The following is a 17032-nucleotide window of genomic DNA, read 5'->3' on the forward strand; positions in this document are numbered from 1 at the left end:
GTATCTCAAAGGGAAAGCGAATATTCCTGTATATCAAGCGCTCAAAGGATTGAGAGGCTTTTAAAAAGAGATTAATAGCACTTCAAAGGAGTACCCAGCAAGAGTGAATCCGCTTACAATTATTGGGATTCACAAAAAGTTGCCCACAAATGGTTGACTCAGACTCTTTTAAATTCAAGTTTGACAAATCGTTATATTAAGAATATTATTACAAATAGAATATTACCCTCATCCTACCAATAATGATCTTACCTCTACCATACTCATATCATCATAGAAATCTTAACTCCATAATGACAACAGAATAATAATCGATTGCCAAGGAGGACTTTGAGTTGGTTAGTTCTAATTTAGCATTTTATTCCACCAATGAGCTCCCTCGCAAATTAAAGGAATTAGAAAACAATTGGGAACATTTCATTTTTGAAAAGGAAGTACCTAAAACAAACGAGGTGCGCTTAGAAGTTTTAGAGTCTTGGAAACGTTGTCAACAATATGGAGTAGACCCATTACAAAAAGAAACACCAATCAAAGTTAGTGAAGATAAATTAAAAGAACAAATTCATCAGTCCAAATTATATGACATATCCCTACCTATTATAGAAGATTTCTCCAAACAAATAAGCGGAACAAGTCATCTCATTACGTTAGGTGATGATGAAGGAAAAATTATCTACTTAAAAGGAGATAGAGAAATACTAAATAAGGCAGAACGAATGAATTTCGTTGTTGGAGCCGACTGGAGTGAGCAATCTGCTGGTTCAAATGCGATAGGAACATCCCTTGCTGCAGAGAAACCAATTCAAATTCTTTCCTCTGAGCATTATTGTCAAGGTGTTCATCCGTGGGTATGTTCGTCTGCGCCGATTCGTGATCCAAGAACGAACAAACTATTAGGTGTTATCGATTTAACAGGTCCTAGTACCAGTGCTCAGTCACATTCACTCAGCGTCGTTCAAAATGTTTCAAATTTAATCGTACAACACTTATTCATTCATTCCCATGATATCTTTAAACATTTACAAGACACATATGATGAAGTAAAAAGAAAAAAAACATCTGCACACGTCATGGTTTTAGATGAAATGCTAAACGTAGTCCATGCCGATGAATCTTGTTTAGATGTATTTTCCATCAACCATTGGGATGATTTGTGGGATAATAAACAACTACATTCGTTAAAAAACTCGCTATTGTCTAGAAACCCCCATCAACATGAATGGGAGTGGGATGTTTCGTCGTTACAATTAAAAATATTTATACGAAGCATCACCTTCAACTCCGAACATATCGGTTTTGTCTTTTTTATTGAAAAGTTATACCAATATCATCCTTCCGATTCAAATAAGCAAACAGCACTTAAAGGTGTGATTGGTCAGTCTGCTGCAATGAGAAATGTGATTCAAAAGGTAGAAGTTGTAGCAGATAAGAATGTCCCTGTTCTTATTACTGGTGAAAGTGGAACAGGGAAAGAAATTTTTGCTCATAATATTCATTTAAAAAGCAGCAGAAAACATCAACCATTTATCGCCATTAATTGTGGAGCAATACCAGAGAATTTGATTACGAGTGAGTTGTTCGGTTACGTGCGAGGTGCTTTCACTGGTGGAGATCCACAAGGGAAGAAAGGGAAATTTGAAGAAGCGAATGGCGGTACCTTATTATTGGATGAAATCGGTGAAATGCCACTAGACTTACAAGTTCACCTTTTACGGGTGTTACAAGAAAAAGAAGTGACTCCGATCGGTTCCTCCACACCTATCCCTATCGATGTCCGTATCATTGCCGCAACAAATAAAAATTTAGAAAAACTAATTGAAGAAGGTACTTTTCGCTCTGATCTTTACTATCGTTTAAATGTGGTGGAATTACATTTACCTCCACTCAAACAAAGAGAAGGGGATATTCCTTTATTATGTCGCTATTTTGCAACAGAATTAGCGAGAAACCACGGAAGAGAAGTACCGACAATCGATAAAGAAGTAATTGCTTTTTTTAACGAGTACCATTGGCCGGGAAATATTCGGGAAATGATGAATGTCATGGAATATGCGATTCTTTTTAATGGAGACAACCATATTAAAATGGAATCCTTGCCGAAGTCTATCATCGAAAAATACGAAACTGTGAATACCAGTTCAAAAGATCGCTTCAGTCTGGCAAAAAGAGCAGAACGAGAGGAAATTATACAGTTAATTGAAGAGACAAATGGGAATTTATCAGAAGTAGCTAGACGTTGTAACATTGCTCGAACGACTCTTTACCGACGCATGAAAAAGTATAATATCAACAGAAAATGAGGCGACAGCAATAAAAGCTGTCGCCTTTTAAGATGAAATGGATAGAGGAGGAGAAAGTTTTTAACAGACGTGATCCATATACTTAAGCCCGAGTTTCATGTTACCCTTTCGATTTGACTTCAGGAAGTGGAAGATTCATCCAATCTTTATAAAACGTATCAATATCTGGTTCAAAATCATGAATCACAGGATACCAAGGAGTGACTGCTTCCACTTCTAATTGCGCCGCACAACTTGGACAATAATATTCGCGAATCACTTGCCATTCTGGGTCTGGTGCCATTAACACTGGGTATACTTCATTCATTTTTTCTTCGGTATCTCGCACAAAGATATTGGCATACAACTTCCAGTTTTCTTTATAATCGCAAAACTCATGGCCGCAATCACATTTTACGATCCGTTCCCCGTTTTCTTTTAATACAATATATAAATGTAACCCAAGCGGTAACAAAATGGGATCATCCCATGACACTCTTTCTTGCATCACTTCTCGATACACTTTAAACCGTTCCGGATCTTTATGACTCGACATCATATTTTTGATTTGATACCATTCTAACGTGCCTTCCACGAGTTCGTTTATTACTTTATGATCGTATTTTTGCTCGCTCATGTTATACCCCCTTATGCATTATTTTTAAAACGATTAATGTGTCTTCCGAGTTTCGTTACATTCAAGTCTTCTTCATAAATCATCCAGTCATCCCCGATATTCCAAAATTCTTTAAATTCATCTGTGAACTTTTCACTTAAGGCAAAGCTTTCGGCATACATTAATTGCACTTGTTTTGAAGCATCTTTGTTTAAAATCTTTTGTTTTTCTTTTTTCATCCATTCTTTGGTTGGCATACTGCGTTCTAAGCGTTCTTTCCGAATTTGTTTCCGTTTTTCTTTTGTTGCTTCCAAATCCACTTTATATTCACCGTCTTTTTCTGTGAAAACACAACCGTATACTTTTTCAGCATAGCGGTGTAAAATATAGCGATCATTTAAATCTTCCTCAACAAGCTTAGGGTCTCGGTCTAGTGGATCACCAAACCCTGGACCTCCACGCAAATAGTTCAAAATCAGATCGTAATCATCGAATTCTTCTTGCGTCGTAACTGCTTGTCGATCGCGGTTTACAACTTCTGCGTTCATGTTTTTCTCATAGGTTGGATAGTCCGGATCGGTGTCACCGCCAAGCGGAAGCGGTAGTCTTTTTTCAATACGTTCTTTTAAATCGGTGTTATATGCACTGAATCGATACCCCGCTGCACCTGGATATCCACCCATTAAACCGCAGTCTGTGGCCATGGCGCCTGCTCCGGCTACAAGCATGGTCCACTCTTTCGCACCCCAGCCGAGTCGGAGAGATTGCCAACCATTTCCGCCACGGAATTTACCAGCACCACCGGATCCAGGTAGAATTTCTCTGCCCATAAAGAGTAGTGGTTCAAGGATTTCCCAAATTTCCATATCTCCCATATCGCCTTCAGGGTTCCATAAAGCAGCGGAATGACTGATTCCATCTTTCACCGCACTTGCTCCAACTCCACAGGCCGCCGATTCAAAACTATTTAATGCCGATAATTCTCCATGATGATCATATCCACCACCTTGCAGCCAGTTCGAAGTGTGAGCGTTTCCGGCGTTAATTTCTTCTAAAAATCCTCGTCCCCAATAGCCACGGCTTAACCCCCGCCATAAAGGTGTCCAGCCAGCAACGAGGCCATGCCATGTATTTGAATGGGCGGACCGAATGTCATCGGGGTTAAACCAAGAACCTAATGGGATTCCAAATGTACTCGCATAATAAGCACCGTCATTGATTCGATCGTTTGGAACGAGGGTTTGTGACAGCATAACCCAAATGCCACTCGTAATCGAGACCGGGGTTGCGTTAAACGGATGCCAGCCCCAACGACTCGAACCTTCAAAGTCTATTTCTAAATGGGCATCTTTATGAATAGTAATTTCAGACGGAGTGTGAATGATTGAATTTTGTTGGGCAAATTTCGGGAGGTCAAGCCCTTCAAATGGTACGTCAATAAATGAAACCCCACGATATTTACCAGGAATGGTCATCATTTTTACTTGGTTGACAAATCCGCGCCGTCCATCTTCAATGATTTCACGAATAAAACGTTTATAATTATCCACACCTTCTTCTCTAATGACGTCGAGTACTAAATCACGAATCATATGACAACCAGCAACGCGCGTTTTTTCATCTAATGTCCAATATTTTGCTCCGCGAACAGAGCGAGTACTTTCTAGTAACCAATCTTTTGATAACTCGTCGTTTTCTCCGATTTTCCGACAAGTGACTTGATAGCCATCGTCATATCTTTGTACTGGTCCCATCGGCATACTACCTGGACCTGCAGCCCCTGTATCAATGACGTGGGTCACGCCACCAACCCATCCAACTACTTCTCCTTCCCAGAATATAGGAACGAGCGTATGCACGTCACAAGTATGCACGTTACCGACATGGTTATCGTTATTACAAAAGATATCTCCGTCATTGATTCCCGGATTATCTTCATAATCATTTTCAATCATGAATTTAATCGCAGCGCCCATCGTTCCTACGTGAATAATAATGCCCGTAGATGTAACGATGGAATCGGCTTCTGGTGTATATAAGCTAAAACATAATTCCCCTTCTTGTTCTACGATAGGTGACGCAGCCACTCTTTTTGCTGTTTCTCTTGCGTGTACGACACCCCCACGAAGTTTAGAAAAGATCTTTTCAAATCGGATCGGATCTTCTTCTTTAAAGGTTAAATCTTTGATGCCGGCATAATATCCTGTTTCCTTACTCACTCTGTCAATTTCGGCTCGCATTTCCTTTAATGTTTTTCCATCCCAACCGATTGGCGCTTTCGTTTTCTTTTGAACCTCATCGACTGTTTTCAAAAAGATAACCTCCTTGTCTTATTTTATTGATTTAATTCTTTCAAGTGAAAAATTCTATGTTCGTCAAGATACGTTTCAAAACCAGGGGGAACAACGAAAGTAGTAGCAGTGGATTCAATAATAGAGAGCGCGTCAAGTTTGTTACCAGGTAACAACTTCTCCATTTCATAAATTTTGGCTTGAATCCATTCTCCGTCCCAGTACACTGGACGAGTACCTAAAAAGGCGCTGTCTGGTGGCGTTTCATCTGATAATGGTTCTTTCGGAATTTTTGGTAGGGGAACATCTACCACTCCACGTACAATGGCTCCAGTAATGGAATATCCTAATTCAGGAGATAGCGCCGACTTCGCATACACACGGGTATACATATCTTCGAATGTTTTCACAAGTGTATAGTAGTCGTTCACGCTTTTGAATTCGCTAATTGGCGCTTCGATTTCCAAATCGTTTAATTGTCCTTGGTACTGCATTCGGTAAAATAAACGATATTTAACGTCATCTCCGGTATAGTCATTTTTCTTAAATTCTTCACCTACATGTCCTTTTAATTCATCCCATGCTGCTTGTAGTTCTTTTCCTGCTGCTAAAATTTCTTCATCACTTGCTTTTTCAGGAAGATGAAGGTCTAATGTTTTGTCGTATCGGTATTCAAAGTCTGCAGCACCACATCCAAAGGCGGAAAATCCTGCTGCCCAAGCTGGAACAAGAATATCTTCAAAACCAAGTCCTTTCGTATATCCAGCGGTATGAAGCGGCCCACCGCCACCATATGAAAAGCATGCATATTGGGATGGGGAATATCCTTTCCCTAAAATCATCGACTCTAAGTAGTTTCTTAATTGTGACTCCAGCAATTCAGTTACCCCGAAAGCTGCGTCTTCTACTGACATGCCAAGAGGATCGGCAATCTGTTCTTTCACTGCCTGATATGCTTTTTCTCGTGATAATTTAATTGCACCACCGATAAAGTTGTCCGGGTTAATAAGACCTAGGACGACATGACAATCAGATACTGTTACAGTTTCAATCCCGCTCTCAGGGTTACATACACCGACAAGTGATCCTGCGCTATCTGGTCCTAACGTTATGTTTCCGTAGTTTGGATCAATGCGTACATAACTTCCTGTACCTGCACCGGTTGTATCCATGGAGACAAGCGGTAAAGATAAGACGAGGCGTGCCATATCAGGGCTTGATTCAATATCTAAGTCTCCTTGGGTGATGAGACCAATATCAAAACTAGTTCCGCCGATATCGGAGCAGGCAACATTTTTAATTCCTAAATTATCACTTAAATATTTCGCCCCGACCATGCCGCCAATTGGTCCGGACACACACGTACGAGCAAGTTCATTTGCTTCGATACTAATCGTACCGCCGTGACTGGCCATAATCCGTAAATTGAAATCCGTGCCGTGTTCTCTTAATGCCTGATCAAGTTTTGCAAGCGTCTCTCGAGATGGTTCCGCAGCATACGCTTCTACAATCGTTGTGTTCGTACGATGTGATTCTTTTCTTACCGGATAGTAATCCACCGTTGCAAATACTTTAATATTTTTATTTTGATCTTTGATCATTCGTTCTGCGATATCCCGAATTTTCCGTTCATGATGTGGATAGGTGTATGAATGTAATAAACTAATGACAATCGCTTCAACGTCTTGATCAATTAATTTTTGAATAGCACCTTCTACTTCATGTTCATATAGAGGAATAACGACATTTCCAAACAAGTCTACACGTTCTGTAACGCCTACTGTCCATTTTCGAGGTACAAGTGGTTCATCAAAATGGTGGGTGTTAATATGCACGCGATCGGAATAAGAATATCCAAGATAAGATTGAACTCCTCGTCCCATACGGTGCATATCTTCCATCCCTTTATTAAGGACTAAACCTACCCGTAAACCGACCCTGGAAACAAGCCGGTTCAGCATCGCTGTTCCAGAGTAAACACCAGCTAATAAATTAGGAAATTCTTTTTCTACGGTAGTATTCCATTGGTCTAAAGCATCCTTTGAAGAGTTCATTAAACCAATGTGTTCGTCATTGGGAGTAGTTTGGGCTTTCCCAACAACAAATTCTCCATTCTCATCGATGATGAACGTGTCAGTCATTGTTCCGCCAGCATCAATTGCAAGAATTTGAGCTTTTGCCAAATTACATTCTCCTCCTTTATTGGGTTTGTAAAAAGTAATTGCAATTTGTGTGCCAACCAGTGAAAGGAGTAAAAAGTTCAGAAGTGAAAGATTTTTAATAGAGGAGAAGGCAGTAAACTGTTTATGAACGCTACAAGTGTAGCGCTACAGTGTAACGGGAAAATACGGAGCGGATATTCGGGGTATCGGTGTAAAATATGGGATGGCATAAAAATTTACCTTCTCAACCGGTACACTGGACACAATCACAATTTCCTTTGTCACTGCTTCTGCACATCCCATATTAAAAATGAAATAGAAACTTTACGAGGAATTGGGGAGAGTAGCCTTGGCGATAAGAGAAGTTCTATTGGATACTCCATTCTTTTTATAAAGATGTTGGAGATGTTTTTTTACTGTATACACGGAGATATGGAGGGCTTGTGCAATTTCCTCATCTGTCTCTCCAAGTATTAACCTCTCAAACACACGTTTTTCCGCTGGGGACATATTGATATGGCTATATTTATCCTTTTGTTTTAATTGCTCCAGTTTCAATGCGATAAAATGAGACAGTATACTCAATGCAATTCTCTCTTCTTTGGAGGTGCCCAGTTCATAGTTTGGCACGACAAAAGAAATACCACCGATCAGTTTCTTTTCATTGTAAAGATATACTCCAATTTCATTTTTTAATCGTTGCGGCTTTAGAAAGTCGTTATAATAGTTAGTTTTTTCATACTTTTCTTTCGGAATAACGTCCGTCATCGCGACACACGGTTTTTGCTTGGCATGTTTAAATAGATTTTCTGGGAGTAAATAGTCTTCGTGATAGTAATGTTTCGTATATTTTCGAAAAATTTGCTCGTCAATCTGATGTCTCGTCGGTTCGTAAACAGACAAGTCGTCCCGACATAGCCAAAAAATAGATTGCGGGAAGAAAACGCACCAATCTATCAAAATCTTACTTTTCCACATCCGAAAAGCCCGGAAGATTTACTACAATTTGATAAGCAAAGGAAAGAATAGTTTATATTCTTGATGAGTCGTAGTGAAGACGTTAAGTCGCCCTTTCTAAGCTACTAGCAAAAGGGTGGCTTTTTGTATGCACTGCTTTATTTATAAATTAAGAGTGCTTGAAACAAACCATATAATGGTACAATAGCTTATGTGAAATGAGGTACGATGGAATTAAGGAAAGATAATGGGGGAATCACATGGTTCGGATATTATACATCGAGGATGAAAGAGAGATTGGCGGTTGGGTGAAGAAGGAATTAATAGAAAGAGGATATCAAGTCACATGGCTGCAGTCGGGAGAAGGTGTAGATCAGTATGTTTCCGAAGTGGATCTTATCCTTTTAGATGTAATGTTACCAGGGTTAGACGGCTTTTCGATCGGCAAACGAATGAAAAATAAACATCCCAATGTCCCTATTTTAATGCTTTCTGCACGATCAGCAGTAGAAGATAAAGTGGAAGGTTTAAGTTTTGCGGATGATTATTTGACCAAACCATTTCATCCAGATGAGCTATCCGCTCGGATTGAAGTGTTATTAAGAAGGTTTCAAAAACATGAAGATGAATTAATCATTGGCCATTTGAAAGTATCTACAAAAGACATGAGAATCATCAATAAAAATACAGGAGAGGAAATTCAACTGACGGGAAAACAATATTATTTGTTTCAGTTTTTTATTCGCCATTTAAATCAAATTTTAACAAAAGAGCAACTGTATGAAGGGGTATGGGGTCAACCTTATGTGGAAGGGGATAAAACCTTAATGGTCCATATTCGTTATTTACGAGAAAAAATTGAAGAAAATCCAGCAAAGCCAACGATTATTGAAACAATTCGCGGTATTGGGTATCGGGTGAAGGTATGAAGAACTTTTTTAGGTCTTTACAAGCTAAATATATGTTGATTATTTTATTGGCGATTGGTCTCGTGCAAATATCGTTTGTAGGTATTGCAGCTATTTTAACAGGAGTAACAGGGAACTTAGAAGAAGAACGATGGCATCCAAATATAATTGAAGAAAAATGGCATGAAGAAGCGAACCAATTACCATCTATTTCAGCAGAGGAAATAAAGGAACATTTTGCAAAATGGAAACAAGCATTTCCGGAAGCGTCGATGTTTTGGGTAGATGAAAATGGGTTTTTAGTAGAGAAAATGGATGTACGTGAGACGCTTCCTATTCAATGGACTGCCGCTTTTACTGCTAAATTTATAAAAGATCGTTATGGAGGAGATCCCTTTACCGTTATAGCGTTTCTGGGCGAAGAGGAAACGAATGGTTTTATCGTACTGGAAATACCTAGAGTAAATTTCCAATCTCCTATGCAAACGTTTTATGATCGCTTTGGAGACGTGATACTATTTGGAACCTTGTTTGTCATATTATTGTTTATTACTATTTCCTATTTATTTTTCCGGAACATTCGTAAACGGTTATTACATTTAGAACAATCAATGACAGCGCGAGACAAGGACGGTTTACCTATTCAAACCGCTGTAAAAAAGAAAGATGAAGTCGGTCAGTTAGAAAAAGCGTTTAACGACATGGTACTCGAACTAAAAGAAAGCAAAAAAAGAGAGCAAGAAGAAGAACAATTAAGAAGAGAACTTATTGCTAACTTGTCTCACGATTTACGCACCCCTTTAACAAAGATAAGCGCACAGACGTATTCTCTTTTGAAGGAAAATTTATCGCCGGAAGGCAAACAAGCTGTCAAAACGTTACAATTATCTATTCGTGATATTGATAGACTCATTGAAAACTTAATGTCATATACGTTATTAATGGCAAGTAAGTATCGACTTGAACGAAAAGAAGTGGATGTCGTTCGATATGTTCGCGAAAGTATCGCTTCTTGGTATCCAGTTTTCGAAAAAGAAGGTTTTAAAGTAGAAGTTGACTTGCAATTATTTGAAAATAATCACTGGTTGGTCGATCCAGCTTGGCTAGGACGCATTCTTGATAATGTATATCAAAATGTTTTACGTCACGCAAAGAGCGGAAAATTTATTCAAGTAAAAACAGAGTCGACAGATCAATATGATGCCTTTGTCATTATGGATCAAGGCCCAGGAATGAAGAGAGAATCAAAGGAAAAAGGAGCAGGAATTGGTTTATCCATTGTGGATATGATGGTAAAAGGAATGGAGTTAGATTGGGATATCACATCCAGTGAACATGGAACGACCATTCGAATTAAAAAATATAAGTAACGTGCATTTAAAAAGGATTGTTCCTTTTAGAATGCACGTTTTTTTAAACGAAATTTAAACTTCCTTCCTACCTCGATTTAACCTCCTATCTATAAGATGGTCTTTGAGGTGAAAGAGATGGAATATGTAATAAAGACAGAAGGATTAACAAAGAAATTTGGTAAAGAAACAGCTGTTGACAGATTGGATATGAAAATTCGAAAAGGTGAAATTTATGGATTTTTAGGACCGAATGGAGCGGGTAAATCCACAACAATCCGTATGTTGTTAGGTTTGATGAAACCTGATTCAGGGATGGTACGAGTATTTAACAAAGATTTAAAAAAAGAGCGGATTCATATTTTAAAAAGAGTAGGATCATTGGTTGAAAACCCTTCCTATTACCCTCATTTAACGGCTTATGAAAATTTAGAAGCGTTACGGAAAATTTTAAGGGTTTCAGAAGCTAGAATACATGAAGTGTTAGAAATTGTCCGCTTGTCAGATGTAGCACATAAAAAAGTGAAAGGATTTTCCCTTGGGATGAAACAACGCTTAGGAATTGCTGTATCCATGTTGCACCAACCGGAACTGTTAATTTTGGATGAGCCAACAAATGGACTAGACCCATCAGGGATTATTGAAATTCGTAACCTCATTCAACGCCTTCCTGAAGAATATGGAATGACCATTTTAATTTCAAGCCATTTATTATCAGAAATTGATCAAATCGCAACGACAGTCGGTGTTATTTCAAAAGGGAAAATGATTTTTCAGGATTCAATTCATGCGATGAGGAAACATTCCCGGCAAACAATTATTTTAAAAGTGAATGACGGGAAACGAGCGGAGCATATTTTGCAAGGAAAAGGGATCTATGCGAATTATCAAGACAGTATGCTTTTATTATCGAAGCTTTCAGATCAAAAAGTCGCTGAAATTGTTCGTATGCTCGTTCAAAATGGTCTTGCCATTTATCGAGTCGAGGAAAAACAAAGTTCTCTTGAAGATATTTTCCTTCAAATGACGAGGGAGGAGGCATGATGTTACGTCAATTATTAGTTGCAGATTTTTTAAAAATAAAACGGAAAGGCTTTTGGTTACTAACTTTTTTAGGACCTTTAGGAGTTGTCGCTTTGCAAATGGTGAATTATGGCCTGAGAAAGGATTATTTACTCCAGCAAAGTGACAATGACTGGGAATATTACTTGTCAAATGTACATTCCTTCACACCCTTAGCGCTCATATTAGGGATTGCTATTTTTACTTCTATTATCGCAAATATAGAAAATGAGACAAACGCTTGGAAGCAACTAGTATCTCTTCCAGTTTCTAAAATGAGTGTCTATTTATCAAAATTTACTGCCCTGGCAAGTCTTTTGTTAGTGTCATCCATCTTGTTAATGGTATTTACCTTACTTTTTGGGGTTTTTCTCGATTTAGGGGAAGAAATTCCCTATGTGGAGTTGTTTCAATATAGTTTTTATCCGTACTTTGCTGCATTACCTATTCTTTCATTACAACTTTGGATCGCGATTGTAAGTAAAAATCAAGGCATTCCAATCACGACAGGTGTGCTAGGGGTAGTTTTCGCTTATTCCGCTTATTATTTACCGGATTGGATGATTTGGAAATGGCCCTCTTTAATGAATGCTTGGGGCGAGCCAGTTGTCAATGCCCTATTAGGAGTTGGATTGGGATGTGTTCTTTATCTTGTTGGAATGTTTGACTTTGTTAGAAGGGATGTGAAATAAGTGAGATACATTCTCCAGTCCGAATGGTACAAACTACGGAAATCGAAAATAATATTTATTATTTTTACTAGCCCACTCGTTGGCTTATTTTTAGGATTAACTACTCAACTAGTGAATGAGATGGAAGGGAACGAGTGGTATTTATCCCTCTTTACAATGAATGTAACATACGCATTGCTTTTTTTGCCGTTGATTACAGGAGTTCTAGCTAGTATCATTTGCAGATATGAGCATCAAGAAGGTGGCTGGAAACAATTATTGGCGTTACCGGTAACAAGAGGAAAGGTTTTTGTAGCAAAATATGTATTGTTAATGTTTTTAGTATTGTTCATGCAGCTACTATATTTTGTTGCTATTTATTTGGTGGGATGGATTAATGGCTTTACCGACCCTTTTCCAATGGACATTGTTTGGAAAAGTATTTTAGGCGGTTGGGTGGCTACGTTTCCGTTAGTAGCTTTGCAACTATGGATGTCCATTTTGTTTAAAAGTTTTGCAGCTCCGTTTACAGTGAACGTCATTTTCACATTACCTACCATCTTGGCTGTCAACTCTGAAAAATTTGGTCCTTATTATCCTTGGGCACAACCATTTGCAATGATGAATGTTGGTGGAAATGTTGGTGATGTATTTTTTATCCCTTGGGAGCAATTATTAACAGTGGTGGGTGGCAGTTTTCTGCTGTTTTTTATCGGAGGATATATGTATTTTCAAAGAAAACCTGTTTAATCATTTCATACGACTGTTTCGCGCGCAATTTATGAAATAAGAGGAGGCTGTCTAATAAGTCTAGAAAAATAAATCGAGAGTTCCTTTCAACAATCATTTAGCGCTGAAACGGTGCCATGATCCGTTCATAGCTTGTTTCCACAAACTATTTTTGAATGAAACGGTGTTATGAGCCATTCATGGCCTGTTTCCATTAGCTATTTTTATATGGAACGATGCATGACTATCCATGACTTACTTCCATCAACAATTCGGTGTTGGAAACATGCCATGATTCGGCCAAGAGGCGTTTCCAGAAGCAATTTTTAATGAAGCGGTAACAAAAAAATGTCCAAAAAGTCACCAATCATGACTTTTTGGACAGCTCCCTTTATTTTCTTTTATACTAATAAAACGGTCACATGAACGGCAAAATGCAGCGAATACAACCTAATATTTCTAATTCCATTGCTCATACGACTGTTTTTCAATTACTTATCGAAAGAATAGGTTCCATGAATCGATCATACGACATTTTTTTACCTGATTGAGACATGAATAAGTCTCATTTCACAAACGTAGATGTAATATTATGAAAATGATACAAACATTTAGGACAAAGCGACGAGAATCCTCCTCATTTCAATGAGGAGATGAATCCGTCGCCTTCTTTGAGTTACCCCATATCATATGTAACTATGATAATAGTCAGCGCTGAAGAGTAAAAATTCTTCGTGATAATTTTCTACAAAGTATACCCCAAAATATACGGAATATGGGATAATATGGTTATGTTAAACAGCTAAATTAGTATATTTTGGGGAGTTTTAAATATGGTGACAAGAAAAGAAAAAAGAGAATGTGAAAAAGATACAAATTATTTTTTCGAGCTGGAAAAAGTCAGAAAACACTTCTTTAAGATCCAAGGCATCAAAGCTATGTTACCTATAATAGTGATATCCTACTTATGATGACCATTTTAAAAAATGCCTTTGATTTAAAAAGTATGCGGAGTATGACAGATCAATTTAATAAAGACGAGTGTATCCATAATTTCCAAAAGATAGTGGGATGCAGTGAGCTGAAAGAGCTGCCACATTACGATACTATTAATGACTTTTTATCCAGACTGGAACCAACAGAACTGGAAAAAATCCGAACGTACATGATCAAACAATTGCTTTGATCGGTACCGGATAAACGGGAAGTACTGGGGAATCATCATTGATGGGACAGGGCTTTTTAGTTTTCAACAAAAGCATTGCGACCATTGCTTAAGACGGGAATATACCGATAAAGCAACTGGTGAGAAAAAGACTGTATACATGCATCATGTACTTGAAGCCAAACTGGTAGTAGGTGACATGGTCCTAAGTATAGCTTCCGAGTTTATTGAAAACGAATCGGAGGATGTATCTAAACAAGATTGTGAACTAAAAGCATTTTATCGGTTGGCCAAAAAAATAAAACAAGCATTTAAGAGATTACCCATATGCATCCTAGGAGATAGTCTTTATGCCTGCGAAGGCGTATTTACCCAATGCGATAAGTACGGGTGGAAGTACATGATGCGATTTAAAGAAGGTAGAATCAAAAGCGTTGCCAAAGAATTTCAAGATATTAAGGCGATGGAAAATCTATCAGAAGACATATGCTGGGTGAACGATATTGCGTATAATCAAAGAACATTGAACATACTTGAATATCACTTCGTTAAAAATCAGGAGAAAAAGACTTTTACATTTATCACAAATATCAAGGTAACAAATCGAAATGCACGTAAACTAATTCATGCGGGGCGAAGCCGTTGGAAGATTGAAAACCAGGGCTTTAATCGTCAAAAAAATATTCGGTATCACATTGAACATGCCAGTAGTCGCCATTATGTAGCGATGAAGAATCACTACCTTCTAACACAGATTGCGGATATTCTAATGCAGTTATTTGAAAATGGAAGCAAAGCTTTGAAGCATTTTAAGAAAACAGCAAAAGAAATATCCTCAATTCTGTTAGAAGCGATACGTACCCGCAAATTAACAGACGAGGATATTCAACAATTAGCTAACCCAATACAAATTAGGTTTACCTAATGGGTTCATTATAGCAAAGGTTGTGGTAAAAAGAAAAAGTTTCACTTAAAAGTACCCAGTTTTTTAAAAACAATTTTTAAAAATTGGCTTAGCTTTTTAGCAAAAATTGGGTGAAAATAATTTATTGAATATTCTTTAATTGACTCAACCTTTTTTATTGATTGGAAGAGATTTAATAAAATTTACTCTTCACAGCTGAATCGTAGCACTGATTGCAGTATTCCTTGTGATAGAAGCATTGCGACGAGTGATTGGATGGTTACTCGTTGGTATTGTGCTTGTATTTATTAGTTATGCATACGTCGCTCCTTACATGGTGGGAATGCTACAAGGGAGTCCAACGAGTACAGAGAGATTATTCAACTATCTATACTTTGACTCCAGTGGGATCATCGGTTTAGTTGGTATTGCAGCCACACTTGGTTTCTCATTTGTTCTTTTTGGGCAAGTGTTGTTACAACTCGGTGGCGGCGATATTATGAACAAATTGGCTATTTTCGCATTTGGAAGATTTAGGGGAGGAACCGCCAAAGCTTCGGTCGTCTCCTCTAGTCTTACCGGAACCATCACGGGAGGTCCAGTGACCAATGTGCTTTTGACCGGGAACATTACAATTCCGTTGATGAAAAAGAACGGATATACCGCGACACAAGCTGGGGCGATAGAATCCGTTGCTTCGACGGGTGGACAACTTGTTCCTCCTGTCATGGGAGTTGCGGCCTTTGTGATGGCAGAGTATTTGGGTATTCCGTATTCTGAGGTGGCATTGGCAGCTTTGATTCCAGCTTTGTTATATTACTACTCTTTGTTTGTTCAAGTCGACTTGTTATCGCTTCGAAACAATATTCGTGGAATGAAAAGGGACTTACTTCCAAAGTTAGGGGAATTAAAAAATACGTGGTTGATTCTTCCGGCTTTCTGTATACTCATTTACTTAATGTTTATAAAAGGGTATACAGCCCAAGTATCTGGAGTATTGGCAGCATTGGCAGCTTTCGTTTTTCTTATTTGGCAAGCAACGTACCGGAAAAAATTTTGGCATCATACGAAAGAAATTTTTATTGAAACAGGAAAAACTTTGATCACCGTAAGTGTTGTTTTGGCAGCGGCAGGGATCGTTGTTGGTGTCACTGGCATTACTGGTTTAGGATTTAATTTATCGATGACGCTCGCTTCTGTCGGAGATTACGGATTATTCTGGTTATTGGTACTATGTGCATTGGTTTCTCTTATATTGGGAATGGGGATGCCATCTGTTGCAGCCTATAGTATGGTTGCGTTGTTGGCTGCGCCTGCCTTAGTAGAACACGGCGTACCACCGATTGCCGCTCACTTATTTGTCTTTTATTACGCGATTTTATGTAATTTTACCCCACCCATTGCGATGGCCTGTTTTGCGGCAAGTCCTATTGCCCAAGCATCTCCAAATAAAATAGGATTTACAGCATTGAAACTAGGTGTTTCTGGTTTCTTGGTACCGTTTGCTTTTATATATGAACCGAGATTATTGCTTACCTTTAATTATGAACACTCCATCGGAACCTTTATCTTTTTACTCGTGTCTATGCTCATTGCTTTTTACTTTTTGTCACTAGGATTCGTCGGCCAAATACTTCCTCACCAGAAATTGTCTGTACTTATTCGAGCGGTGTTTATCGTACTTTCTTTGGTGATATTTACGCCAATTTCTGTGCTAGGTGGAGCGTGGGTAATAAACAGTGTTGCTGTCCTTATTGGAGCGATTCTTATCATTGGATATGTGCTTAAACATAAATCCGTGATCAAAGAAGACGCATCTGTTAGTGCGTAACGGGAGGAAAAAGTGTTTCCCTTTCTTTTCTCTTCTATAAATAACGTATTAGATGAAAATAACGATGCGAAGAGAGGATATGATGTTTCGAATATGAGCATATATCCT

13 protein-coding genes are annotated in these 17032 nt (G+C 38.3%); 9 read left to right on the forward strand and 4 right to left on the reverse strand.

Features of this window, described 5'->3' with window-relative positions; genetic code table 11:
- Nucleotides 1-335: 335 nt before the first annotated feature.
- Complete coding sequence (locus tag GJS40_RS05465) at nt 336-2300, forward strand: sigma-54-dependent Fis family transcriptional regulator (RefSeq protein ID WP_270896763.1); 1965 nt, start codon at nt 336-338, stop codon at nt 2298-2300.
- Nucleotides 2301-2400: 100 nt separating this feature from the next.
- Here GJS40_RS05465 and GJS40_RS05470 read toward each other — a convergent pair whose 3' ends face one another.
- From GJS40_RS05470 to GJS40_RS05485, 4 genes are all read right to left on the reverse strand, one after another.
- Nucleotides 2401-2916, reverse strand: a complete 516-nt coding sequence (locus GJS40_RS05470; protein WP_270896765.1) for an acetone carboxylase subunit gamma — start codon at nt 2914-2916, stop codon at nt 2401-2403.
- 11 nt (nt 2917-2927) lie between these two features.
- A complete protein-coding gene (locus tag GJS40_RS05475) occupies nt 2928-5207 on the reverse strand; it encodes a hydantoinase B/oxoprolinase family protein (RefSeq protein WP_270896766.1) in 2280 nt (759 codons plus the stop codon).
- A gap of 23 nt (nt 5208-5230) precedes the next feature.
- Nucleotides 5231-7369, reverse strand: coding sequence for a hydantoinase/oxoprolinase family protein (locus GJS40_RS05480; RefSeq protein ID WP_270896767.1), 2139 nt, complete (start codon nt 7367-7369; stop codon nt 5231-5233).
- A 303-nt stretch (nt 7370-7672) separates the two neighbouring features.
- Entirely contained in the window at nt 7673-8308 is a 636-nt protein-coding gene (locus tag GJS40_RS05485) for a helix-turn-helix transcriptional regulator (protein WP_270896769.1), read from the reverse strand.
- Between the two features lie 257 nt (nt 8309-8565).
- Between GJS40_RS05485 and GJS40_RS05490 the strand changes: the two genes are divergently transcribed.
- The 8 genes from GJS40_RS05490 to GJS40_RS05525 all read left to right on the forward strand — a co-directional run bounded on the left by GJS40_RS05490 (nt 8566) and on the right by GJS40_RS05525 (nt 16924).
- Nucleotides 8566-9234: a response regulator transcription factor gene (locus tag GJS40_RS05490; protein ID WP_270896770.1), complete on the forward strand. Its 669-nt coding sequence runs from the start codon at nt 8566-8568 to the stop codon at nt 9232-9234.
- The gene (locus tag GJS40_RS05495) at nt 9231-10583 is read left to right on the forward strand and encodes a sensor histidine kinase (protein ID WP_270896772.1); all 1353 of its coding nucleotides are present in this window, start codon (nt 9231-9233) and stop codon (nt 10581-10583) included. Before GJS40_RS05490 ends, GJS40_RS05495 begins: the two co-directional genes overlap by 4 nt.
- 117 nt (nt 10584-10700) lie before the next feature.
- A complete protein-coding gene (locus GJS40_RS05500) occupies nt 10701-11606 on the forward strand; it encodes an ABC transporter ATP-binding protein (RefSeq protein WP_270896773.1) in 906 nt (301 codons plus the stop codon).
- Nucleotides 11606-12316: an ABC transporter permease gene (locus GJS40_RS05505; RefSeq protein ID WP_270896775.1), complete on the forward strand. Its 711-nt coding sequence runs from the start codon at nt 11606-11608 to the stop codon at nt 12314-12316. The genes GJS40_RS05500 and GJS40_RS05505 overlap by 1 nt, the downstream gene beginning before the upstream one ends.
- Complete coding sequence (locus GJS40_RS05510) at nt 12317-13045, forward strand: ABC transporter permease (protein WP_270896776.1); 729 nt, start codon at nt 12317-12319, stop codon at nt 13043-13045. It begins immediately after the preceding gene.
- Between the two features lie 946 nt (nt 13046-13991).
- Nucleotides 13992-14210 carry a transposase gene (locus GJS40_RS05515; RefSeq protein WP_270896777.1) on the forward strand — a complete coding sequence of 73 codons (219 nt, stop codon included), beginning with the start codon at nt 13992-13994 and terminating at the stop codon, nt 14208-14210.
- Nucleotides 14211-14349: 139 nt separating this feature from the next.
- Nucleotides 14350-15114 (forward strand): transposase, encoded by a 765-nt coding sequence (locus GJS40_RS05520; RefSeq protein ID WP_270896779.1) that lies wholly within the window; start codon nt 14350-14352, stop codon nt 15112-15114.
- Nucleotides 15115-15325: 211 nt separating this feature from the next.
- Nucleotides 15326-16924 (forward strand): TRAP transporter permease, encoded by a 1599-nt coding sequence (locus GJS40_RS05525; protein WP_270896814.1) that lies wholly within the window; start codon nt 15326-15328, stop codon nt 16922-16924.
- Nucleotides 16925-17032 lie beyond the last annotated feature (108 nt).

The sequence above is a fragment of the Aliibacillus thermotolerans genome, from assembly GCF_027853235.1.
GTDB classification, from domain to species: domain Bacteria; phylum Bacillota; class Bacilli; order Bacillales; family Marinococcaceae; genus Aliibacillus; species Aliibacillus thermotolerans.